We start from the raw sequence: 22,029 nt of genomic DNA on the forward strand, positions 1-22,029 counted from the left end.
CTGCAGCGCCGCCGTGAGCCGCGGAACGCTCACCGCACGGTGCAGGGTTGTCCGTTCACCGCGGGCTTGCTCGCCGGGTGCCCCGCTGTCGCGACGCACGGTGCGGCCAAGGTCGCACCGGGTGGAGGACGACGCACGGTGCGACGCTGCGACGCTGCGACAGCGACGGCTACTGCAGCGCCGCCGTGAGCCGCGCGACGTTGTCGAGGACCTTGGAACGTCGCGGACGGTCGACCCACGCGTCGAGCGTGAGCTCGAAGCTGTGCTCCTTGTAGGAGTCCTGCACCTCGCGCAGGGCGTCGACGAAGCGGTGACCGCGCACCATCACGGAGACCTCGAGGTTCAGGCTGAACGAGCGCATGTCCATGTTGCTCGACCCGATCACCGACACCTCGTCGTCGATCGTGAAGTGCTTGGCGTGCAGGATCGTCGGCTCCCGGTACAGCCAGATCCGCACGCCGGCCCGCAGGAGTTCCTCGTAGTAGGAGCGCTGCGCGTGCCAGGTCATGGCGTGGTCGCCCATCTCGCCGACGAACAGCTCGACGTCGACCCCGCGCTGCGCCGTCGTGGTGATGGCGTAGAGCATCGAGTCGTCCGGCACGAAGTACGGCGACGTGATCGAGACCTTCTGCTGCGCCGAGTAGAGCAGCGCGTTGAACAGGCGCAGGTTGTTCTCGCCGTCGAAGCCCGGGCCGGACGGCACCACCTGGCAGTCGAGCGCATCGCCGCGGTCGGCCCGCTGGACGGGGTCGCTCTCGCGCAGCAGCAGCTCGTCGGTCTCGCTGTACCAGTCGGTGACGAACAGGGCGTTGAGCCCGGCGACGACCGGTCCCTCGAACCGGGCGAACAGGTCCTTGTAGACCATGCCCTTCTCGATGTGGGACTTGATGTCGTACGACGCGTCGATCAGGTTCTGCGAGCCGGTGAACGCGACCGAGCCGTCGATCACCATGATCTTCCGGTGGTTGCGGAGGTCGGGGCGCTGGAACTTGCCCTGCAGCGGCAGGAGGGGCAGCATCAGGTGCCACTCGATGCCCGCCTGGTCCATGAACGCCAGGGTGTCCTTGTAGCCCGGGTAGCCGCGGCTCGCCCAGTGGTCGAGCAGGAACCGCACGGTGACGCCCCGTGCCTGCGCCCGCGCGAGCGCCTCGAAGAACGGGCGTGTGGTGTCGTCGAGCGTCGCGATGTAGAACTCGACGTGCACGAACCGGCGGGACTGGTCGATCGCCCGGGTCATCTCGGCGATGGACTCCTCGGAGTCGGGGTAGAGCTCCGCGGAGTTGCCACCGACCAACGGCATCGCACCGAGTTCGCGGTTCAGCCGCGTGACGCTCTCGAGCCACGCGGGCCACGGGTGGTCACGGCGGACCCGCTCGATGCCCTCGGTCTGCTCGAGGATGTACGCGTTGATCTCGGTCTGCTTCTCGCGACGGGCGCGGGGGAGCTTCGTCGACCCGATGACCAGGAAGACGATGAAGCCGATGTAGGGGATGAGGAAGATCGCGAGCAGCCACGCCGTCGCTGTCTGCGGCTTCCGGTTGATCGGGACGTAGATGATCGAGAAGACGCGGATCGCCAGGTCCAGCAGGACGAGCAGGACGGTGATGACGACGCTGAGCCAGTGCTCCACGGGGTGCCGGTGTCGGGTGTCGTTCGCAGGGGCCGCTGGTCAGCGGAAGTTGATGAACTGCAACGGGACGTCGAACTCTTCACCCTTGAGGAGCTGGATCGTGTTCTGCAGGTCGTCACGGCTCTTCGACGAGACGCGGAGCTCGTCGCCCTGGATCTGGCTCTTCACCGTCTTCGGGGCGTTGGCGCGCAGGAAGGCGCCGATCTTCTTCGCCACGTCCTGCTCGATGCCGTTCTTGAACTTCACCTCGATGCGGTACTCCTTGCCCGAGGGGTACGGGTCGCCGGCGTCGAGGCTCTTCAGGCTGATGTTCCGCTTGATCGCCTTGCTCTGCAGCACGTCGAGGACGGCTTTGGCGCGCTCTTCCGAGTTCGCCTTGATGAGGACGTCCTCGCCGCTGAACGCGACCGAGGCGTCGGCGCCCTTGAAGTCGTACCGCTGCTCGATCTCCTTGGCCGCCTGGTTGAGGGCGTTCTCCGCCTCCATCTTGTCGACCTTGCTGACCACGTCGAAGGAACTGTCTGCCATGCGGAACAGCCTAACGGCGGACGGGAGGCCCGGTTCCGGTCGCGCGGCTCGGCTCGCGGTGGTCACGACCACCGTCAGCCATCCGCTATGCTTTTGTGCGCGCCTTCGGTTGGTGATCACACCGGCTGGGTGCGCATGGCAAGTTACCCAAGCGGCCAAAGGGATCTGACTGTAAATCAGCCGGCGTAGCCTTCGGGGGTTCGAATCCCTCACTTGCCACCATCTGATCGGCCCCGTCCACTGCGGACGGGGCCGATGGTGTTTCCGGGAGGATGGGTGCATGGCATCCGACCTCACCCCGTCCCAGTTCGCCGACCTCGCCGAGTCGATCGCCCGTGACGCAGCGGCGCTGGCCGCACGGCGCCGCGCCGAGGGGGTCGAGGTCGCGGACCGGAAGTCGAGCATCGTCGACGTGGTCACGGCCGCCGACCGTGAGGTCGAGGCACGCATCCGCGCCCGCATCGCCGAGGCCCGACCGGACGACGCCTTCCACGGCGAGGAGTCCGGGTCGGCCTCCGGCGCCTCGGGCATCACGTGGGTGGTGGACCCGATCGACGGCACGGTCAACTACCTGTACGGCAGCGCCGACTACGGCGTGAGCATCGGCGTCGTGCGCGGAGCACCCGACCCGATGACCTGGGAGCCGATCGCGGGCGTCGTCGTGGCGCCGGCGACGGGCACCGTCTTCCGGGCGGCGGCCGGGCAGGGTGCGACCCGTGACGGGGAACCGTTGTCCGTCGCCACGCCCGGTTCGCTCGCCGAGACGCTCGTGGCCACCGGGTTCGGGTACACGGCCGACCGTCGCCGCGAGCAGGTCGCGGTGCTCGCCGGACTCATCGGCGAGGTGCGGGACATCCGCCGCGGGGGAGCGGCGTCGCTCGACTGCTGCGCCGTCGGGGCGGGCCTGGTGGACGCGTACTACGAGCGCGGGATCAACCCGTGGGACATGGCGGGCGGGGCCCTCGTCGCGCAGGAGGCCGGCGCGGTGATCCGCATCTGGGAGGCCGGCGGGACCCGCTCCTTCCTGTTCGCGAGCCCCGCCGTCGCCGACGAGCTCGAGGCCCTGGTGCGTGGGCTCGAGGCCGGTGCACTCGGAGCCGTGCGGGCCTGAGGACGCGCCGATCCCCAGGTCCGGAGGTGCCGGGAGGGCATGACCACGACTGGCGACCTGCGACGTCTCCTGCTAGCGTGCTCAGGTCCCGTTACCTGCTCGTTACCAACGAGTGAGCCCTTCTCTGATCAGGATCGCCACCGCACGCATGCCCCGTACTCCTCTGTCGTCCGCTCCCACCGACGGTTCCGTCGACGCCGCCACCCCGGTCGTCCACCAGACCCGACGCGCTCGGATCGAGGCAGAGCGAGCCGCGGCGAAGGGCGCGGTCGTGGTGCAGGAGGCGCATGACTCGACGGGTCCGAGCTTCGACGACGTGATCGGTGCGGTCACGCCGGGAACCCCCGCGGCCCCCGTGTCGCCGATCGACCTCGCACCGGCGTCGCCCGTGCGTCCGGCCTCCCGCATCGTGACGCCGCCGGCCCCCACCCCGCCCGTCGTGCCCGCGCAGCCTGCTGCTCCCGCTCCTTCGGTGTCGCAGCCGCGTCGGGTCGCCGGGCAGATCCCCGCGTCGCGTCGTCGCACCAGCCGTCCGGCGCCGAAGGCCCCGGTCGACCGCGCGACCCGCCACATCCGGTCGAGCACCCCCGCCAGCGCACCGGCCCCGAAGCGTGGTGCGTCGTTCCGCCGGTCGGCCTCCCGTGTGACCGCGGTCGGCGCCCTGCTCTTCGCGGCCGGCCTGGTCGTGTCGACCTCGCTGCCGGCCCAGGCGCTCTGGGTGCCCGAGTCCGGCTCGACCGCGGCCCGTGCCAGCTCGGGTGCCACCCAGTCGATGCAGGTCGGTGCCGCTGCTGACGGGTCGACCGCCCGTGACCAGTTCACGGTCTCGGACGCCACACAGTACGCGAACGTCGACTCCTCCAGCTTCACGAACGACCCGACCGGCACGATCCAGTGGCCGTTCCTGACCGGTGTCCCGATCACCTCGGGCTTCGGCGGACGCCAGGTCGCCGGGTGCTCGTTCTGCTCGACGAACCACATGGGCGTCGACTTCGCCCCGGGCGAGGGCACCCCGATCGGCGTCATCGCCGCCGGGACCGTCATCAAGGTGCAGGCGAACGACGGCGGCTTCGGCAACGACGTCTGGGTCGAGCACGACGTCGACGGCAAGCAGTTCGTCAGCGTCTACGGCCACATGGAGGACAACTCCTTCAAGGTGGTCACGGGCCAGCACGTCGAGGTCGGCGACGTCCTCGGCCTCGTCGGCAGCACGGGCAACTCCACGGGCCCGCACCTGCACCTCGAGGTGCACGTCGACGGGGTCCCGGTGGACCCGCTGGCGTGGCTCAAGACCAACGCGAACTAGCGGCCCACGACGCGGCACGCCCGGGCGTCTCGCCCGGTTCCGGAGCAGCGTCGGAGGTCTGCTATCCTCGTGTGGTGCCGTTCGCGGCACATCGCCCCGATAGCTCAGTGGTAGAGCACCTCCATGGTAAGGAGGGGGTCGTCAGTTCAATCCTGACTCGGGGCTCCGACCCGGTGCGCGTGCCGCTCCGGATCTCTGGCGGGGTAGCTCAGTTGGTTAGAGCACACGACTCATAATCGTGGGGTCGCGGGTTCAAGTCCCGCCCTCGCTACACGCAAGGCCCTCTCGTCCAGGATCCCCTGGGTCAGGGGGCCTTCTCTGTTGCCGGCCCCATTTCGACCGCTGGGCCCACCCGCCGCGCGTTCAGTCTGTCGCCGGCACGTCGGCCGCGACGTTCTCCTGCGCGGCGAACTGGGTGCGGTGCAGCTCCTCGTACCGGCCACCCGCGGCCAGCAGTTCGTCGTGCGTGCCCCGCTCCACGATCGAGCCGTCCTCGACGACCAGGATCACGTCCGCGCTGCGGATCGTGGAGAGCCGGTGCGCGATCACCATCGCCGTCCGTCCCTCGAGCGCCTCGCCGAGTGCTGCCTGCACCGCTGCCTCGGAGGTCGAGTCGAGCGCCGCCGTCGCCTCGTCGAGGATGACGACGCGCGGCTGGGCGAGCAGGAGCCGGGCGATCGTCATCCGCTGGCGCTCGCCCCCGGACAGCCGGTAGCCGCGTTCACCCACCATCGTGTCCAGCTGGTCGGGGAGCGACCGGATCAGCGGCTCGAGCCGTGCGCGGCGGACCGCGTCCCACACCTCGTCGTCGGACGCCTCGGGCCGGGCGAACCGCAGGTTGGAGCGGATGGTCTCGTGGAACAGGTGGCCGTCCTGCGTCACCATGCCGAGGGTGTGCCGCATCGAGGCGAAGGTGACGTCGCGGACGTCCGTCCCGGCCAGGCGCACGGCGCCGCTGTCGACGTCGTACAGGCGCGAGAGCAGCTGTGCGACCGTGGACTTGCCTGCTCCGGACGACCCGACCAGGGCGACGGTCTGCCCCGGTTCGATCCGGAACGATAGACCGTGCAGCACCTCCTCGCCGCCGCGGGTGTCGAGCGTCGCGACCTCCTCGAGCGAGGCGAGGGACACCTTGTCGGCGGACGGGTAGGCGAACCGGACGTCGTCGAACTCGACGGAGACGGGGCCGTCAGCGATGGTGACCGCGTCGGGCTGCTCCTGGATGAGCGGTTCGAGGTCGAGCACCTCGAAGACGCGCTCGAAGCTGACCACGGCGCTCATGATCTCGACCCGGGCGTTCGCCAGGCTCGTCAGCGGTGCGTAGAGCCGGGTGAGCAGGAGCGCCAGGGTGACGACCTCGCCGGTGTCCAGGCGGCCGGCGAGCGCGAGGAAGCCGCCGAGCCCGTAGACGAGCGCGAGGGCGAGCGCGGAGACGAGCATCAGCGCGGTGAAGAAGACGAACTGCAGCATCGCGGTCCGGACACCGATGTCACGGACCCGGGCGGCGCGCACGCGGAACTCCTCGGCTTCCTCGTCGGGCCGGCCGAACAGCTTGACGAGGGTGGCGCCGGGAGCCGAGAAGCGCTCGGTCATCTGGGTGCTCATCGCGGAGTTGTGGTCGGCGGCCTCGCGGCGCAGGGCGGCGAGACGGCTGCCCATCCGGCGTGCGGGCACCAGGAAGACCGGGAGCATGACGACGGCGAGCACCGTCACGAGCCACGAGGTGCTGAGCATGACGATCAGGGTGAGGACCAGCGCCACCAGGTTCGTGACCACGCCGGACAGCGTGCCGCTGAAGGCCTGCTGGGCGCCGATCACGTCGTTGTTGAGGCGGCTCACGAGCGCACCCGTCCGGGTGCGGGTGAAGAACGCGATGGGCATCTTCTGCACGTGGTCGAAGACGGCCGTCCGGAGGTCCAGGATCACGCCCTCGCCGATCCGCGCCGAGTACCACCGCGTCGTCAGCGACACGGCGGCGTCGGCCACGGCCACCAGGGCGATGACCACGGCCAACCGGACGATCGTCGCGACCTCACCCCGGGCGACGATGACGTCGACCACCTGCCCGGCGAGGACCGGCGTCGCGACCGCGAGGAAGGCGCCGACGACGGACAGGCCGATGAAGACCAGCAGCTTCGCCCGGTACGGCACCGCGAACGTCAGGATCCGCCGGACGGACGCGCGGGAGAACCCGTGCTTGCCGCCCTGCGCGGACGAGATCTTGTACAGCGAGCTCCAGGCTGCGCTCTCCATGCTCATGGCGGTTCCTTTCCGGGGCCCCGGGCCCAACCTAGATGGCTGGCCGGGTCCCCGGTGACCGCTCCCGTGGCGGTGCGCCGCGCGGCCACCCGCCGGAGGCCGTCCGGCGGCCTACTGCGTGCGGTGGGAGCCGGTGTCCGTCCGCGTCGCGAGCACCCCGGCCGCACGGAACGCGTCCTCGACCGCGGCGGTGACCTGCTGCCAGGCGGCCCGTCGCCGGTTCGCTCCGATGCTGCCGCCCGACACGGCCGTGCCGTGCCCGGCCCGGCGCAGGGTGATCGTGGTGGTGGCACCGTCCACGACGGTCGACAGCTCGTACCGGCGGTACTCCCGGGCCGGCTGGACGAGCGCGCCGAGCAGGATCGTGAGCGTCCGGCTGCCCGCCGTCGCGGTCATCGTGCCACCCGTCGACTCGACGTGGTGGCCCGTGCGGCGCAGCGCGGCGGCCGCGACCTCCATGGCGGTGCACCGGTCTCCTGTGTGCACGGCGAACTCCGTCGTGGTGTCCATCGGCCCTCCCCGTCCCGAACGAACCCGTGCCGCACGGCACGTCCCGATTCCCCCGAATCGGTCTCAGACAGTCTAGCTGAAGCGTCCTCATCGATCACCGGCCTCCGGACGGGCCTCGGTAGACTGCCGTGGTGTCAGTGAACCCCGAGCTCGTCGGCAGGACGTTCCCGCCGGCCCAGCCCTACCTGGTCGGCCGCGAGAAGGTGCGCGAGTTCTCGCGTGCGGTCTTCGCGACCAACCCCGTCCACCACGATCCGGACGCCGCACGTGCCGCCGGGTACGACGACGTGGTCGCACCCCCGACGTTCGCCGTCGTCGTGCAGGAGGCCACGCTCGCGCAGCTCCTGAACGAGCCCGACGCCGGCATCGACTTCTCCCGCGTCGTCCACGGCGAGCAGTCCTTCACCTACGACCGGCCGATCGTCGCCGGTGACGAGCTCACCGCCACCCTGACGGTCACCAGCGTGAAGACCCTCGGCGGCAACGCGATGGTCACCGCCCAGAGCACCATGAACGACGCCGAGGGGGAGCACGTCGTCACGGCGACCTCCACCCTCGTGGTCCGAGGAGACGACGCATGACCGCCGCACCCGCCACCGCGCTCGAGGTCGGCACCGTCGTCGCCGAGCGCGACGTGCACATCACGCGCGACTCGCTCGTCCGGTACGCCGGCGCCTCGGGCGACTTCAACCCGATCCACTACCGCGACGACGTCGCCGCCTCGGTCGGCCTGCCCGGTGTGCTCGCCCACGGCATGCTCACGATGGGCATCGCCGTGCAGCCGGTCGCCGAGTGGCTCGGCGACAGCGGCTGGGTCGCGGGCTACGGCGTCCGCTTCACGCGCCCCGTCGTCGTCGACCCGGAGCAGGGTGCCACCGTCGGCATCGTCGCGAAGGTCGGCACCGTCGACGAGGACGGCCGTCCGAAGCGCATCGACCTCACCGTGACCGCCGCCGGGCAGACCGTGCTCGGCAAGGCGCAGGTCACGGTGGTGTTCCGCTGACCGTGTCCGAGCCGGTGCTGGCCGACCTGACGACGCTCCGCGTCGGCGGGGCCGCCACCCGGCTGCTCACGGCCGAGACGACCGACGAGCTCGTCGCCCACGCGCTCGACGCCTTCGACGACCACGAGTGGCTCGTCCTCGGCGGCGGCAGCAACCTGCTGGTCGCCGACCAGGGCTTCGACGGCACCGTCGTGCTGGTCCGGACGACGGGCGTCGACGCCGACCGCGACGCCGACGGCGTCACCGTCCGCGTCGCCGCGGGAGAACCGTGGGACCCGTTCGTCGCCACGACCGTCGCGAACGGCTGGACCGGCCTGGAGGCCCTCAGCGGCATCCCGGGCACCGTCGGTGCGTCCCCGGTGCAGAACATCGGCGCCTACGGGGTCGAACTCGCCGACGTGCTCACCCGCGTCGAGTTCCTCGATGCAGCCACGGGGGAGCGCGCGTGGCTCCCGGCAGCCGAGCTGGCGCTCGGCTACCGCACGTCGACCCTCAAGCACGGTCGGCGCGGTGTCGTGCTGACGGTCGAGTTCCGACTCGGGCTCGCGGGCGAGCACGGCGTGCCCGTGCGGTACGCGCAGCTCGCCGGTTCGCTCGGGGTCGAGCTCGGTGCGCTCGTGCCGCCCACGACCGTCCGCGACGAGGTCCTGCGGCTGCGCGGCTCGAAGGGCATGGTGCTCGACGGGGACGACCACGACACCTGGAGCGCCGGGTCGTTCTTCACCAACCCGATCGTCTCGCCGGCGTTCGCCGAGACCCTGCCGACGGATGCGCCCCGCTGGCCCGCGGGCGACGACGTCAAGCTCAGTGCCGCGTGGCTCATCGAGCACGCCGGCGTGCACCGCGGGTACGCGGTGCCGGGGTCCCGCGCGGCGATCTCGTCCAAGCACACCCTCGCGCTCACGAACCGCGGCGGGGCGACGGCCGCGCAGGTGGCCGAGCTCGCACGGTTCGTGCAGGTGACCGTCCTGAACCGCTTCGGTGTCTCGCTCGTCCCGGAACCCGTCGTGGTGGGGGACCTGCTCGGCTGATCGTCCGCGCGACGGGACAGACGAGCACGACGCACCACGGGCCTCCCGGCACGCAGAACGGGCCACCTCGACGAGGTGGCCCGTTCTGTACCCCCGAGGTCTACGCGAAGAACGCCGCCAGCCGCGCGACGCCCTCGGCGATGTCGTCGTCGCCCAGGGCGTACGACAGGCGCAGGTAGCCGGAGGGGCCGAAGGCCTCACCCGGCACGACCGCGACCTCGGCGTGCTCGAGGATCAGGTCTGCCAGCTCGAGCGTGGTCGTCGGGGTGGTGCCGGCCCACTCGCGACCGAGCAGTGCGGTGACGTCCGGGTAGACGTAGAAGGCGCCCTGCGGGGTCGGCGTGCGGAAGCCCGGGATCGCGTTGAGGCCGTCGACGATGGCCTTCCGTCGGCGGTCGAAGGCCTCGCGCATGGCGGCGACGGGCTCCTGCGGACCGGTGAGGGCGGCGATCGCGGCGCGCTGCGACACGTTCGAGACGTTCGACGACAGGTGCGACTGCAGGTTCGACGCGGCCTTGACGGCGTCGGCCGGGCCGATGAACCACCCGACGCGCCAGCCGGTCATCGCGTAGGTCTTCGCGACGCCGTTCACCAGGATCGTGGTGTCGGCGAGGGCAGGGACCTCGGCCAGGATGCCGGCGAAACGGACCCCGTCGTAGACCAGGTCCTGGTAGATCTCGTCGCTGATCACCCAGATGCCGTGCTCGAGCGCCCACTCGCCGATGGCCCGGGTCTGCTCGGCGGAGTAGACGGCGCCCGTGGGGTTCGACGGCGAGCAGAACAGCAGCGCCTTGGTCGCCGGGGTGCGGGCGGCCTCGAGCTGCTCGACCGTCACCAGGTAGTCCTGGTCGCTGCCGGCGAAGACCTCGACGGGCTCGCCGCCGGCCAACCGGATGGCCTCGGGGTAGGTGGTCCAGTACGGCGCGGGCAGCAGGACCTCGTCACCGGCGTCGACGATGGTCTGGAACGCCTGGTAGACCGCCTGCTTGCCACCGTTCGTGACGATGACCTGCGACGGCTCGACGGTGACGCCGGACACCCGGGCGGTCTTGTCGGCGATGGCCTGCTTGAGTTCGGGCAGGCCGGTCGCGGGCGTGTAGCGGTGGTTCTTCGGGTCCTGCGCGGCAGCGACGGCCGCGTCGACCACGTGCTGCGGGGTCGCGAAGTCGGGCTCGCCGGCGGCGAACGAGATCACCGGACGACCGGCGGCCTTGAGTGCCTTGGCCTTCGCGTCGACCTTAAGCGTCGCGGACTCGGCGATGGCCGTGATGCGGGACGCGATGCGCGGACGATCGGCCGGCGCGGTGGCGAGGGTGTCGACGGACACGTGGGCGGTGGACTCGGGGCCTGGGGCTGCGGTGCTCACGGGGCTCAGCCTACCGGCGCGGCACGCCGTGGAAGGGGCCAAGTGGACACCGTGTGACGGACTCCCGTAGACTCGTCCACCGGAACGCGGATCGGTGACGAACCGTGTCCGAAGGGCGGTGGCTCAATTGGTAGAGCAGCGGTCTCCAAAACCGCAGGTTGCAGGTTCGAGTCCTGTCCGCCCTGCAACTCTGGAAGGGTAGAAGTTGGCGAGCAAAGACATGGAGACGACGGCGGACGACGTCGTCGCCAAGGCGAAGCAGGACCGGGCCGAGCGCCGCGGGCCCATCGCTGCCATCGTGCTCTTCATCCGCCAGGTGATCGGCGAACTGCGCAAGGTCGTGACGCCGACCCGCAAGGAACTCTTCAGCTACACGGGCGTCGTGCTCGTGTTCGTCGTCGTCATGATGATCCTGGTGTCGATCCTCGACTTCGTGTTCGGTCTCGGCGTCGGGTACGTCTTCGGCAACGGGCCCACGGCCTGACCCCGACGTCGACTGCCGTGTGCGGTCGTTCCGAGGAGTACGGTCGCCCGAGACGGCGTCGATCGTGACGGCGTCGCTCGTGACCATGAACGAACGCCACCCCGACCCGAACCACCGAACGGAAAGAATCGACTGTGTCTGACAACTCCCGCGATGACATCGACCTCGCGACGGCTGCCGAGCAGTCCTCCGAGGTCGAGGAGAACCAGGAAGGCGACGTCGAGACCGGCGAAGGACGCTCCGTCGAGTCCGCTGAAGAGCGTGCGATCTCGATCGAGGGCGACGACGACGAGTCCCTCGGCCTCAGCTCCGAGCCCGACGACGGCACCGTCGACGCCGGCCTCGACGAAGCACTGACGGCCCTGCAGGAAGCCCGCGACCCCGAGGCTGACGCCATCGTGGACGACGCCCTCGAGATCGACTCCACCGACGAGGCCGAGGCCGCCGTCGAGGCAGTCGAGGACGAGGAAGAAGTCGAACTCGAGTCCGAGACCGCCGCAGAGGCGAACGAGACGCTCGCAGCGGACGAGGCACTCGACGCCGAGGACGAGGACGACGAGCCCGCCGAGGTCGACCCGTACGAGGCCTTCAAGGCCGAGCTGCGGATGAAGCCGGGCAAGTGGTACGTCATCCACTCCTACGCGGGCTTCGAGCGCCGCGTGAAGTCGAACATCGAGAACCGCATGGTCTCGATGTCGATGGAGGACTACATCTACCAGGTCGAGGTCCCGATGGAGGACGTCGTCGAGATCAAGAACGGGCAGCGCAAGCTGGTCACCCGCGTCCGGATCCCCTCGTACGTGCTCGTCCGCATGGACCTCAACGAGGACTCGTGGTCCGTCGTCCGGCACACCCCGGGCGTCACCGGCTTCGTCGGCAACGCGCACAACCCGACGCCGCTCCGTTTCGACGAGGCGTTCGGCATGCTCAAGTCCCTGGTCCAGGTCGCCGAGGCTGCCCCGACCAAGGGTGGCGCGAAGGGCAGCGGCCTGCAGGCACAGCCCGCAGCCGAGGTCGACTTCGAGATCGGCGAGACGATCACCATCAAGGAAGGCTCGTTCGCGGGCCTGCCGGGTTCGATCTCCGAGATCAAGCCGGAGAGCGGCAAGCTAACCGTCCTCGTCTCGCTGTTCGAGCGCGAGACCCCGGTCGAGCTCAGCTTCGACCAGGTCACCAAGCTCTAGCGACCACCCAGCTGTAGCGATCACCGAGATCGACTACACTGAACGGGTTTGGGCCCGCGCGCCTCGTGCGAGCGGGCCTTCACCGCTGTCCGGAACGGCCGGACCAGCGGGAGAGTGCACGGATCCCCGTGTGTTCGATTCCAGGAGGAAGACAAGTCATGGCACCGAAGAAGAAGGTCACGGGCCTGATCAAGCTGCAGATCAACGCGGGAGCCGCCAACCCGGCCCCCCCGATCGGTCCGGCGCTCGGTCAGCACGGCGTCAACATCATGGAGTTCTGCAAGGCGTACAACGCGGCGACCGAGTCGCAGCGTGGCAACGTCGTGCCGGTCGAGATCACCGTCTACGAGGACCGTTCGTTCACGTTCGTCCTGAAGACCCCGCCGGCCGCTGAGCTCATCAAGAAGGCTGCTGGTGTGCAGAAGGGGTCCTCGACCCCGCACACGGTCAAGGTCGCGAAGATCTCGATGGACCAGGTCCGTCAGATCGCCGAGACCAAGCAGGCCGACCTGAACGCCAACGACATCGAGCAGGCCGCGAAGATCATCGCCGGCACCGCACGCTCGATGGGCATCACGGTCGAGGCCTAAGCACCGATCGGGCTCCGGCCCACCACCAGACACCTTTCCGTGGGAGAGCCTCGCCGGCTCGCCAACCACGTATCTCGCAAGGAGACCACCATGGCGAAGAAGTCCAAGGCCTACCAGGCCGCGGCCGCGAAGATCGAGGCCGACAAGTTCTACACCCCGACCGAGGCCGTCGCCCTGGCCAAGGAGACCGGTTCCTCGAAGACCGACTCCACGGTCGAGGTCGCGCTGAAGCTCGGCGTGGACCCCCGCAAGGCCGACCAGATGGTCCGCGGCACGGTCATCCTGCCGCACGGCACGGGCAAGACCGCCCGCGTCATCGTCTTCGCGACGGGTGCGGCTGCTGAGGCTGCCATCGCCGCCGGTGCCGACGAGGTCGGTGGCGACGAGCTCATCGCGAAGGTCGCCGAGGGCTACACCTCGTTCGACTCCGCCGTCTCGACCCCGGAGCTCATGGGCAAGGTCGGTCGTCTCGGTAAGGTGCTCGGCCCGCGTGGCCTCATGCCGAACCCGAAGACCGGCACCGTGACCCCGAACGTGGCGCAGGCCGTCAACGACATCAAGGGCGGCAAGATCGAGTTCCGCGTCGACAAGCACGCCAACGTGCACTTCGTCGTCGGCAAGGCCTCGTTCACGCCGGAGCAGCTCGACGAGAACATCTCGACCGCGCTCGAGGAGATCAACCGCCTCAAGCCGTCGTCGTCGAAGGGCCGTTACGTCATGAAGGGCGCCGTCTCGACGACCTTCGGTCCCGGCATCCCGCTGGACGTCAACAGCATCTGAGTCCACTGACTCGTGGAAGGACCCGCACCGGCAACGGTGCGGGTCCTTTCCGCATGTGGGGCGCGTGTCCCGATAGCGTGGAGCCGTGCGCACCCTCGTGAACTCGCTCCGACTGATCGCCGTCATCGCCATCGTCGTAGCGGTCGTGGCGCAGTGGCTCGAGAGCTCGCAGACCCCGACCTACTCGTTCTGGAACTTCTTCGGCTACTTCACCATCCAGTCGAACCTGATCATCGCCGTGGCCCTCGCGGTGACGCTCGTCGCCGCGGCTCGTCGCAAGCGGGCGGACCTCGCCGTCTCGGTGCTCCGTGGCGCCGCGACGGTGTACATCGCGACGACGGGCATCGTCTACAACACGCTGCTCACGGGCGCGAACGTGTCGGCCTCGGTGCCGTGGTCGAACGACATCGTGCACAAGATCATCCCGGTGTACGCGGTGCTCGACTGGCTGCTGTTCTCGGACCGCGCACGGCTGCTGCTCCGCCACGTGTGGTGGTTCCTGCTCTACCCGGCGGTCTGGACCACCGTGGTGCTCGTCCGCGGTGCGACCGACGGGTGGGTGCCGTACCCGTTCCTCGATCCGGCGCAGGGCTACGGCGTCGTCGCGATCTACGTGGTCGGGATCGCGGTCTCGATCACCCTGCTCGGCATCCTCGTCGTCGGGATGAGCCGGCTGCGGCTGGTGAAGGTCTAGGAGCGGAAACCGCGGAGCTTGTCGAGCACCAGGTCGGCGAGCTGCACCAGCCCGCGGATCTGGTCGTCGTCGCGGTCGACCCAGCGGCACTCGGGTTCGTCGGCGACCGGCACGAACCCGTCGTGGCGTTCCCAGACGAACAGGGTGCGGTCGGCACCGAGCACGTACTGCTGCCACCAGATCTGCCGGAGGTAGTGCCGGGGGATGCTCCGCCAGGCCTTGCCGGTGGTCTTGATCTCGGCGAGCACCACGCGGGACGACTCGTCGACCCCGACGCCGTCCGGGGTGGCGAGGTGGGCGCGGTTCGCGGCGGCGTGGAACAGGTGCGCCGAGGGCTGGATGCCGTGGGTGGCGGCCACCCAGGCGGCGATGACCGGTTCGCGGTCCTTGCCGTGCTCGGTGAACGCATTGCCGGAGAACCGGGATCCGTAGCGCTTCTCGGTGACGACGGCCTCGACGGCGTGCAGTGAGGCGAGCCGGGCGACGTCGGTGGCGGTGATGCCCATGGCGCGGGCGCGGAGCCAGGCGACGCGGTCCGAGGAGTGCGCGACGATGCGCTCGGTGTGGCCACGCAGGGCGGTGAACGCATCACGCGCAGCCGGGACCGGCGCGGACGACCCGGGAAGGGCCTCCAGACCGGGGTCCAGGTCGCCCCACAGGGTGGGCTGCACGATCGTCACCCGACGATTGTCCCCCCGACCACCGGCAAGACCGAAACCGACGCGCTCACGCGACCGCGGGTGTGCGTCAGGAGACGAGTTCGCGGCCCTCGGCGAAGGCGACCAGCTCGTCGACCCCGGCGGGGGAGAGGGCGTAGCCGATGGCGAGGGCCGCGGCGCCCTGCAGTGCGGCGAGGGACCCCGCGCGGGACTGCACGATGACGAGGTGCTCACTGGCCAGGGGCATCGAGCGGGAGTAGACGACCTCGCGGACGCCGGCGAGCAGGTGCTCACCGGCCTGCGTGATCGATCCGCCGAGTGCGATGACGGACGGGTTGATGAGCGAGATGCAGGTCGCCAGGACCTCGCCGATGTCCCGACCGGCCTGTCGCACGGCGTAGATCGCGTCGAGGTCGGACCGGTTCACCAGGTCGATCACGTCCGCACCCGTGTGCACGTCGTGCCCCTTCGCGCGGAGGGCGCGGGCGATCGCCGGACCGGAGGCCACGGCCTCCAGGCAGCCGGTGTTGCCGCAGTGGCAGGGGATGTCGCCGGCGCGGGAGACGCGCACGTGGCCGATGTCACCCGCGGTGCCCTGGGCGCCGCGCTGCAACCGGCCCTCGGAGACGATGCCGGACCCGATGCCGGTGGCGACCTTCACGAACAGCAGGTGGTCGACGTCCGGCCAGCCGTGCTCGCGCTCACCGAGGGCCGCGATGTTGACGTCGTTGTCGAGGAGCACGTGTGCGGCGATGTGCTGGCGGAGCCACGAGGGCACGTCGAAGCCGTCCCAACCGGGCATGATCGGCGGGTTGGCCGGGCGGCCCGTGGAGAACTCGACCGGTCCGGGGACGCCGATGCCGATCGCGATGACGTCCTGCCTGCTGCGCCCGACCTCGGCGAGCAGGTCGTCGATCGTCTCGACGAGCCAGGACAACGTCGGTACCGGACCGGCGGCGATGTCGATCCGGGCCTCGCGGGTGGCGAGCGGTGCCGCGACCAGGTCGGTGACGGCGACGCGACCGTGCGAGGCGCCGAGGTCGGCGGCGATCACGAGGCGGGCGCGGGGCTTCAGCGCCACCTGGGCGGGCGGACGGCCGCCGGTGGAGACGGCGGTGTCCACCGCGCCGACCAGCCCGATGTCGATCAGGGAGTCGAGGCGCACGCCGATGGTGGAGCGTGCGAGTCCTGTCAGTGCGGCGAGCTCGGCCCTGGTGCGCGGCACGCCGTCGCGGAGGATCTGGAAGAGCTCGCTCGTCCCGACCGGAGGCGACGCTGCCGTCCGGTTCAAGTCGACCATGTGGGGAGTGAAGCACACATCGTTCGCGCCACGCAATGAAGTCCGTCGACATTCCTCGGACTTCTGCTTGACCGCCGACAAAAGTGCTCGTAGTGTGACGATCGGTCAGTGACGACCGCACCATCTCGACGAGGAGAACCCCTGGTGACCCAACCGCTCTCGGTCCAGCTCTACACGGTCCGCGATGCCCTCAGTGCCGATCTGCCCGGCACCCTGCAGCGCATCGCCGACATCGGCTACACGAAGGTCGAGGCCTTCGGCTTCGTCGACAACGCCGACGAACTCGCCGCCGCCCTCCGCGACGCCGGCCTCGCCGCCCCGAGCGGCCACGCCCGTCTGCTGGACGCCGGCGAGCAGGACCTCGAGCGCATCTTCCACGCCTCCACCACCCTCGGCTTCGGGACCCTCATCGACCCGCACATCGACGAGTCCCGCTGGACCACCCGCGAGGACGTCGAGGCGATCGCCCGCGAACTCAGCGCCCTCGCCCCGCGCGCCGCCGACCACGGTCTGGTGCTCGGCTACCACAACCACGCGTTCGAGTTCTCGAACCGCATCGACGGCGTCAGCGCCTACGAGGTCTTCGCCGACGCCCTGTCCGACGACGTCGTGCTCGAGCTCGACACCTACTGGGTGCAGGTCGGCGGGGACGACCCGGTCGCGGTCATCGGCAAGTACGGCGACAAGGTCCAGTTCCTGCACGTCAAGGACGGCGACGGCTCGCACGACGACAAGCAGCAGGTCGCCGTCGGCAACGGCATCATGCCGATCCGCGACATCATCGCCGCGGCGCCCGACGCACTGCACGTCGTCGAGCTCGACGACCACGAGGGTGACGTCTTCCAGGCCGTCGCCGACTCCTACACGTTCCTCGAGGGGGCCCGCGCATGACCGACACCACGACCGCCGCTGCGACGGCGACCGACAGCACCACCCGCACCGGCCCCGTCGGCGTCGGCGTCATCGGCGCCGGGGTCATCTCGGACCAGTACCTGTCGAACCTCACCGTCTTCCCCGACGTGACCGTCCGCTTCATCGCCGACATCGACCTGCCACGCGCCGCCGCCCAGGCCGAGAAGTGGGGCGTCCCCGGATCGGGCACCGTCGAGGAGCTCCTGGCCGACGACGACATCGAGATCGTCGTGAACCTGACGATCCCGGCCGCCCACGTCGAGGTCGCGCTGCAGGCCCTGGCCGCCGGCAAGCACGTCTGGGGCGAGAAGCCCTACGCCCTCGACCGTGCCAGCGCCGCCGAGCTCCGCGACGCCGCGGCCGCCGCGGGCAAGACCGTCAGCGTCGCCCCGGACACGTTCCTCGGCGCCGGCCTGCAGACCGCGCTCCGCACCATCCGCGACGGCCGCATCGGCACGCCGCTGAACGGCCTGACGCTCTTCCAGAGCCCCGGGCCCGAGTCGTGGCACCCGAGCCCCGAGTTCCTCTTCGCGTACGGTGCCGGTCCGCTGTTCGACATCGGCCCGTACTACATCACCACCCTCGTCCAGACGTTCGGACCGGTGAAGAAGGTCACGGCCACCGCGTCGAAGTCCCGCGCCACCCGCACCATCGGCTCCGGGCCGAAGGCCGGCACCGAGTTCCCGGTGGACGTCCCAACGAACCACTCCGCGCTGATCGAGTTCGAGAACGGCGGGAGCGCGCAGAGCGTCTTCTCGTTCGAGTCCGACCGCGGCCGCACCGGCTTCGTCGAGATCGCTGGGGAGACCGGCACCGTCGTGTTCCCCGACCCGAACAACTTCGACGGCGACACCGAGCTGTACGCCCTCGGTTCCGAGGAGCCCGAGACGATCCCCGCGGTCGGCTCCACCTACTCGCGCGGCACCGGCGTGGTCGACCTGGCCCGCTCGCTGCGGGCCGGCGACGAGAACCGCGTCCCCGGTGCGCTCGCCTTCCACGTCCTCGACGTGATGGTCTCCATCGCCGAGGCGGCAGAACGTGGCGAGGCGGTGCTCGTCGAGAGCACCGTGTCGCCCTCCCCGACCCTCCCCGAGGGCTGGGACCCCGCGGAACGCACCCTGGCCTGACCGCCAGGGCGCTGCCCGCAACCCACAGCAGCACCCGACCAGCACCATCCGCAGCACCAGCTCCACCTCTGCACCATCCCTGCACCATCTCAACGACGAGAAAGTAGAGAGTCATGCGCACTGCCATCCGCGCACTGGCCATCACCGCGGCCGCCGCACTCACCGTGTCCGGCCTCGCAGCCTGCTCCTCCGGATCGTCCGGCAACTCCGGCGACTCGAAGACGCTCACCTACTGGGCGTCCAACCAGGGCACGTCCCTGCAGAACGACAAGGAGGTACTGACCCCCGTCCTCAAGAAGTTCACCAAGGAGACCGGGATCAAGGTCGACCTCCAGGTCATCGGCTGGAACGACCTGCAGAACAAGATCCAGACCGCCGTCACCTCGGGCCAGGGCCCGGACGTCGTCAACATCGGCAACACCTGGGCGACCTCGCTCCAGGCCACCGGCGCCTTCCAGGAGTTCGGTGACGCCGAGATGAAGGCGATCGGCGGCGAGGACAAGTTCGGCAAGGTCGCCCTGTCCACCGGTGGCGCGCCCGACAAGACGGTCACGAGCGTCCCGCTCTACGGCCTCGCGTACGGCCTGTACTACAACAAGAAGATGCTGTCGGACGCCGGCATCACCCCGCCCACCACGTGGGAGGAGATGGTCTCGGCCGCCGAGAAGCTGACCAAGGGTGACACCTACGGCTTCAGCCTCGCGGGCGGTTCGTACACCGAGAACTCGCACTTCGCGTTCATCAACTCGGCGCAGAACGGTGGCGAGTGGTTCGACAAGGACGGCAAGCCGACCTTCACCTCGAAGGCCAACGTCGACGGCATCAAGCGCTACCTCGACCTCATGCAGGACGCGAAGGTCGCCAACCCGTCGAACGCGCAGTACGACAACGCGACGCAGTCGACCACGGACTTCGCGAAGAAGAAGGCCGCGTTCATCCTCAACCAGAACAACGCGAACGCGACCATCGAGTCCCTCGGCATGAAGTCGTCCGAGTACGGCGTGGTGGCGCTGCCCGCCCCGAGCGGTGGCGAGCAGATCGCCTCGTTCCCGGCCGGCATCAACCTGTCGGTGTTCAAGAACACGAAGAACAAGGACGGCGCGCTCAAGTTCGTCAAGTACATGACGAGCATGGACACGCAGACGACGCTGGACAAGCCGTACTCGGCTCTGCCGGTGCTCGCCGAGGCTGCTGACTCCGTCACGGACGAGCAGACGAAGACGTTCCTCGACATCTACAACAACAAGGCGAAGCCGCTCCCGCTGGTGCCCGCCGAGGACCAGTTCGAGTCCACGGTCGGCAAGGCGATGAACGACATGTTCGCCAAGATCGCGACCGGTTCCAAGGTCTCCGAGGCCGACATCAAGTCGGCCCTGCAGACCGCCCAGGACCAGGTGTCCCAGGCCGCCGGTTGATCCACCCTGGAGGCCCGGGTCGCGTCCGACGGACGCGCCCGGGCCTCCGCCCCTGACGCTCCAGGGCCGACCATCCGTCGGCCGTGAGGCACACGCCCCGGAGCCGACCACGCGTCGGCCGTGCGGCTGACGCCCCACGCACCCCGCGCCTCCCGGCCGCTGCCACGGCCGCGCGGACCGCACCTGCACGCCCCTCCTGCCGAAAGGCCCCACCAGATGTCCACGACGGTCCTGCCCGACTCGGAGCGCATCGACCTGACGCACACGAAGGCCCCGACGATGTCGGGCCGTCCGCCAGGTCGCAAGCGCAAGACCCACTGGCTGCCCTACGCGCTCGTCGCGCCGGCCATCCTGTTCGAGCTGCTCATCCACATCGTCCCGATGCTCACCGGCATCTGGATCTCGTTCATCCAGCTCACCAAGTACTTCATCGCGAACTGGGGTGCCGCGCCCTTCGCCGGGTTCCGGAACTACCAGGTCGTCGTCGACTTCGACCAGGCGATCGGCCGCGGGGTCCTCAACTCGTTCCTCATCACGTGCGCCTTCACGGTCCTCGTGGTCGGGCTCTCCTGGACCTTCGGCATGGCCGCAGCCGTCGCGCTGCAGAAGCCGTTCGCCGGACGCGGGCTCTTCCGCACCCTGTTCCTCGTGCCCTACGCGCTGCCGATGTACGCCGGCGTCATCACCTGGAAGTTCATGTTCCAGCGGGACTCGGGGGCCCTGAACCACCTGCTCGTCGACCAACTCGGGCTGTTCGGCGGCAACGCCCCGTTCTGGCTCATCGGCAACAACGCCTTCGTGGCCGTCGTCGTCGTGGCGATCTGGAAGACCTGGCCGTTCGCGTTCCTGATGCTCATGGCCGGCCTGCAGTCCGTCCCGAACGACGTGTACGAGGCCGCCTCGGTCGACGGCGCCAAGCCGTTCCGCCAGTGGCGCTCGATCACCCTGCCGATGGTCCGCCCCGTCAACGTGACGCTCGTGCTCGTGATGTTCCTGTGGACGTTCAACGACTTCAACACGCCGTTCGTGCTGTTCGGCTCGACCGCGCAGCCACCCGCCGCGGACCTGCTGAGCTTCCACATCTACAACGCGTCGTTCATCACCTGGAACTTCGGTTCCGGTGCCGCGATGAGCGTCCTGCTCCTGCTCTTCCTGCTCGTCGTCACCGGCATCTACCTCGCCGTGACCAACCGGAGGTCCGTCCGTGCGTGAGACAACTGGCGCCAAGTCCTTCAAGATCATCACCCTGGTCGTCCTGACGCTGTTCACGGTCGTGCCGCTCTACGTGATGATCACCACGGCCATCAAGCCCCTCGGCGACGTGCAGGACAACTTCACGTGGATCCCGTCGCGGATCACCTTCCAGCCGTTCATCGACATGTGGTCGACGGTGCCGCTCGGTCGGTACTTCATCAACTCGCTCGTGGTCTGCACGGTGGCGACGGTGTTCTCGCTGATCATCGCGACGTTCGCCGCCTACGGTGTCTCGCGCTGGAACTTCAAGGGCAAGAGCACCTTCACCACCGCGGTGCTCTCCACGCAGATGTTCCCCGGCGTGCTGTTCCTGCTGCCGCTGTTCCTGATCTTCACGAACCTCGGCAACACCCTGGGCATCCAGCTCGTCGGGTCGTGGCTCGGTCTGATCATCACGTACCTGACGTTCACGCTCCCGTTCTCGATCTGGATGCTCGCCGGGTACTTCGAGACCATCCCGCGCGAACTCGACGAGGCCGCGATGGTCGACGGTTCGGGCCCGATGGGTGCGCTGTTCCGGGTCATCCTGCCGTCGGCCCGTCCGGGTCTGGTGGCGGTCGGGATCTACTCGTTCATGACGGCCTGGGGTGAGGTCCTCTTCGCCTCGGTCATGACGAACGGCCTCGGCTCGACCCTGGCGGTCGGTCTGCAGCAGTACTCGACGCAGACGAACGTGTACTGGAACCAGGTCATGGCGGCGTCCCTCGTCGTGTCGATCCCGGTCGTGGCCGCGTTCCTCGTGGTCCAGCGCCAGTTCGTCGCAGGCCTGACCGCGGGTGCCGTGAAGTAGGCAGAGCCTTTCCGCACGGCCTCCTTCCGCCGTGCCCTTTCCGCAAGACACCGGTGTTCACGCTCGACGCCCCCGCATGACGCGGTGCGCAGCGCG

Annotated in this window: 22 protein-coding genes and 4 tRNA genes; 19 read left to right on the forward strand and 7 right to left on the reverse strand. The window is 69.5% G+C overall.

Features of this window, described 5'->3' with window-relative positions; genetic code table 11:
- Positions 1 to 169 precede the first annotated feature (169 nt).
- Positions 170 to 1,630, reverse strand: a complete 1,461-nt coding sequence (cls, locus tag DEJ12_RS06145; RefSeq protein WP_111029385.1) for a cardiolipin synthase — start codon at positions 1,628 to 1,630, stop codon at positions 170 to 172.
- 39 nt (positions 1,631 to 1,669) lie between these two features.
- Complete coding sequence (locus tag DEJ12_RS06150; RefSeq protein WP_017888627.1) at positions 1,670 to 2,158, reverse strand: YajQ family cyclic di-GMP-binding protein; 489 nt, start codon at positions 2,156 to 2,158, stop codon at positions 1,670 to 1,672.
- A gap of 137 nt (positions 2,159 to 2,295) precedes the next feature.
- Here DEJ12_RS06150 and DEJ12_RS06155 point away from each other — a divergent pair.
- From DEJ12_RS06155 to DEJ12_RS06175, 5 genes are all read left to right on the forward strand, one after another.
- Positions 2,296 to 2,380 (forward strand) — tRNA-Tyr (locus DEJ12_RS06155).
- Between the two features lie 58 nt (positions 2,381 to 2,438).
- On the forward strand, positions 2,439 to 3,269 hold the full coding sequence (locus DEJ12_RS06160) for an inositol monophosphatase family protein (RefSeq protein ID WP_111029386.1): 831 nt from the start codon (positions 2,439 to 2,441) through the stop codon (positions 3,267 to 3,269).
- A 148-nt stretch (positions 3,270 to 3,417) separates the two neighbouring features.
- Positions 3,418 to 4,575 (forward strand): M23 family metallopeptidase, encoded by a 1,158-nt coding sequence (locus DEJ12_RS06165; RefSeq protein ID WP_111029387.1) that lies wholly within the window; start codon positions 3,418 to 3,420, stop codon positions 4,573 to 4,575.
- Between the two features lie 93 nt (positions 4,576 to 4,668).
- A tRNA-Thr gene (locus DEJ12_RS06170) sits at positions 4,669 to 4,740 on the forward strand.
- 32 nt (positions 4,741 to 4,772) lie between these two features.
- A tRNA-Met gene (locus DEJ12_RS06175) sits at positions 4,773 to 4,846 on the forward strand.
- A 92-nt stretch (positions 4,847 to 4,938) separates the two neighbouring features.
- On the opposite strand, the gene DEJ12_RS06180 is transcribed toward DEJ12_RS06175, so the two are convergent.
- Both DEJ12_RS06180 and DEJ12_RS06185 read right to left on the reverse strand, forming a co-directional pair.
- Positions 4,939 to 6,834: an ABC transporter ATP-binding protein gene (locus tag DEJ12_RS06180; RefSeq protein ID WP_111029388.1), complete on the reverse strand. Its 1,896-nt coding sequence runs from the start codon at positions 6,832 to 6,834 to the stop codon at positions 4,939 to 4,941.
- A gap of 111 nt (positions 6,835 to 6,945) precedes the next feature.
- The gene (locus DEJ12_RS06185; RefSeq protein WP_071406316.1) at positions 6,946 to 7,344 is read right to left on the reverse strand and encodes a hypothetical protein; all 399 of its coding nucleotides are present in this window, start codon (positions 7,342 to 7,344) and stop codon (positions 6,946 to 6,948) included.
- Between the two features lie 131 nt (positions 7,345 to 7,475).
- Between DEJ12_RS06185 and DEJ12_RS06190 the strand changes: the two genes are divergently transcribed.
- Genes DEJ12_RS06190 through DEJ12_RS06200 form a run of 3 tightly spaced genes read left to right on the forward strand, consistent with a single transcriptional unit; the run spans position 7,476 to position 9,378 of the window.
- Entirely contained in the window at positions 7,476 to 7,925 is a 450-nt protein-coding gene (locus DEJ12_RS06190; RefSeq protein WP_084741396.1) for a MaoC family dehydratase N-terminal domain-containing protein, read from the forward strand.
- Positions 7,922 to 8,347 carry a MaoC/PaaZ C-terminal domain-containing protein gene (locus DEJ12_RS06195; protein WP_027466539.1) on the forward strand — a complete coding sequence of 142 codons (426 nt, stop codon included), beginning with the start codon at positions 7,922 to 7,924 and terminating at the stop codon, positions 8,345 to 8,347. The genes DEJ12_RS06190 and DEJ12_RS06195 overlap by 4 nt, the downstream gene beginning before the upstream one ends.
- Positions 8,348 to 8,349: 2 nt before the next feature.
- Positions 8,350 to 9,378 (forward strand): UDP-N-acetylmuramate dehydrogenase, encoded by a 1,029-nt coding sequence (locus DEJ12_RS06200; protein WP_110863399.1) that lies wholly within the window; start codon positions 8,350 to 8,352, stop codon positions 9,376 to 9,378.
- Positions 9,379 to 9,478: 100 nt separating this feature from the next.
- Here DEJ12_RS06200 and DEJ12_RS06205 read toward each other — a convergent pair whose 3' ends face one another.
- The gene (locus tag DEJ12_RS06205) at positions 9,479 to 10,705 is read right to left on the reverse strand and encodes a pyridoxal phosphate-dependent aminotransferase (protein WP_111029389.1); all 1,227 of its coding nucleotides are present in this window, start codon (positions 10,703 to 10,705) and stop codon (positions 9,479 to 9,481) included.
- A 151-nt stretch (positions 10,706 to 10,856) separates the two neighbouring features.
- Between DEJ12_RS06205 and DEJ12_RS06210 the strand changes: the two genes are divergently transcribed.
- The 6 genes from DEJ12_RS06210 to DEJ12_RS06235 all read left to right on the forward strand — a co-directional run bounded on the left by DEJ12_RS06210 (position 10,857) and on the right by DEJ12_RS06235 (position 14,476).
- Positions 10,857 to 10,929, forward strand: a tRNA-Trp gene (locus tag DEJ12_RS06210).
- Between the two features lie 35 nt (positions 10,930 to 10,964).
- The gene (gene secE, locus DEJ12_RS06215; RefSeq protein ID WP_371830607.1) at positions 10,965 to 11,228 is read left to right on the forward strand and encodes a preprotein translocase subunit SecE; all 264 of its coding nucleotides are present in this window, start codon (positions 10,965 to 10,967) and stop codon (positions 11,226 to 11,228) included.
- Positions 11,229 to 11,362: 134 nt separating this feature from the next.
- Positions 11,363 to 12,412, forward strand: a complete 1,050-nt coding sequence (gene nusG / locus DEJ12_RS06220; RefSeq protein WP_111029390.1) for a transcription termination/antitermination protein NusG — start codon at positions 11,363 to 11,365, stop codon at positions 12,410 to 12,412.
- Between the two features lie 158 nt (positions 12,413 to 12,570).
- On the forward strand, positions 12,571 to 13,002 hold the full coding sequence (rplK, locus tag DEJ12_RS06225) for a 50S ribosomal protein L11 (RefSeq protein WP_017888638.1): 432 nt from the start codon (positions 12,571 to 12,573) through the stop codon (positions 13,000 to 13,002).
- Positions 13,003 to 13,092: 90 nt separating this feature from the next.
- A complete protein-coding gene (gene rplA / locus DEJ12_RS06230) occupies positions 13,093 to 13,782 on the forward strand; it encodes a 50S ribosomal protein L1 (RefSeq protein ID WP_017888639.1) in 690 nt (229 codons plus the stop codon).
- Between the two features lie 85 nt (positions 13,783 to 13,867).
- Entirely contained in the window at positions 13,868 to 14,476 is a 609-nt protein-coding gene (locus tag DEJ12_RS06235) for a Pr6Pr family membrane protein (RefSeq protein WP_071406320.1), read from the forward strand.
- On the opposite strand, the gene DEJ12_RS06240 is transcribed toward DEJ12_RS06235, so the two are convergent.
- Both DEJ12_RS06240 and DEJ12_RS06245 read right to left on the reverse strand, forming a co-directional pair.
- Positions 14,473 to 15,156, reverse strand: coding sequence for a YqaJ viral recombinase family protein (locus DEJ12_RS06240; protein WP_111029391.1), 684 nt, complete (start codon positions 15,154 to 15,156; stop codon positions 14,473 to 14,475). The genes DEJ12_RS06235 and DEJ12_RS06240 overlap by 4 nt on opposite strands.
- A 67-nt stretch (positions 15,157 to 15,223) precedes the next feature.
- A complete protein-coding gene (locus tag DEJ12_RS06245; protein ID WP_111029392.1) occupies positions 15,224 to 16,435 on the reverse strand; it encodes an ROK family transcriptional regulator in 1,212 nt (403 codons plus the stop codon).
- A gap of 144 nt (positions 16,436 to 16,579) precedes the next feature.
- Between DEJ12_RS06245 and DEJ12_RS06250 the strand changes: the two genes are divergently transcribed.
- The 5 genes from DEJ12_RS06250 to DEJ12_RS06270 all read left to right on the forward strand — a co-directional run bounded on the left by DEJ12_RS06250 (position 16,580) and on the right by DEJ12_RS06270 (position 21,933).
- Positions 16,580 to 17,326 (forward strand): sugar phosphate isomerase/epimerase, encoded by a 747-nt coding sequence (locus DEJ12_RS06250; RefSeq protein ID WP_111029393.1) that lies wholly within the window; start codon positions 16,580 to 16,582, stop codon positions 17,324 to 17,326.
- Positions 17,323 to 18,474 (forward strand): Gfo/Idh/MocA family protein, encoded by a 1,152-nt coding sequence (locus tag DEJ12_RS06255; protein ID WP_071406323.1) that lies wholly within the window; start codon positions 17,323 to 17,325, stop codon positions 18,472 to 18,474. Before DEJ12_RS06250 ends, DEJ12_RS06255 begins: the two co-directional genes overlap by 4 nt.
- Before the next feature lie 113 nt (positions 18,475 to 18,587).
- Positions 18,588 to 19,889 carry a sugar ABC transporter substrate-binding protein gene (locus tag DEJ12_RS06260; protein ID WP_111029394.1) on the forward strand — a complete coding sequence of 434 codons (1,302 nt, stop codon included), beginning with the start codon at positions 18,588 to 18,590 and terminating at the stop codon, positions 19,887 to 19,889.
- Positions 19,890 to 20,105: 216 nt separating this feature from the next.
- Positions 20,106 to 21,101, forward strand: coding sequence for a carbohydrate ABC transporter permease (locus DEJ12_RS06265; protein ID WP_017888646.1), 996 nt, complete (start codon positions 20,106 to 20,108; stop codon positions 21,099 to 21,101).
- Positions 21,094 to 21,933, forward strand: a complete 840-nt coding sequence (locus tag DEJ12_RS06270) for a carbohydrate ABC transporter permease (RefSeq protein ID WP_017888647.1) — start codon at positions 21,094 to 21,096, stop codon at positions 21,931 to 21,933. Before DEJ12_RS06265 ends, DEJ12_RS06270 begins: the two co-directional genes overlap by 8 nt.
- The last annotated feature ends 96 nt before the right edge of the window (positions 21,934 to 22,029 follow it).

This window comes from Curtobacterium sp. MCLR17_059 (assembly GCF_003234665.1).
Taxonomy (GTDB): Bacteria; Actinomycetota; Actinomycetes; order Actinomycetales; family Microbacteriaceae; genus Curtobacterium; species Curtobacterium flaccumfaciens.